At 24.8% G+C, this 246-nt stretch carries 1 protein-coding gene; it reads left to right on the top strand.

The window, feature by feature from the left end; translation table 11 throughout:
* A partial coding sequence (locus Q4528_RS15295; protein WP_303522555.1) for an HNH endonuclease family protein occupies nt 1-246 on the top strand: 246 nt, incomplete at both ends.

Genomic DNA, 246 nt, shown 5'->3' with positions numbered 1-246 from the left:
GTAATGAAGAAACTCTAGCAGCAATAAACCATAAAGAAATCAAAAATACTGAGAATAAACTCATTCGTTATATATTAAGAAATATTTATGATCAAGAAAATAATAGAGAACTCACAATTAATAATGATGCTCAATTTGTTAATTTAGAACATATTTTACCTCAAAACCCTAAAGATCACAGTACCTGGGAAAAATTATTTGATACTGATATAAAAGAATATACTTATAAATTAGGAAATCTCACAT

The organism is Staphylococcus pasteuri (assembly GCF_030547725.1).
Classification (GTDB): domain Bacteria; phylum Bacillota; class Bacilli; order Staphylococcales; family Staphylococcaceae; genus Staphylococcus; species Staphylococcus pasteuri.
This window is presented reverse-complemented; position numbering and strand designations above follow the sequence as displayed.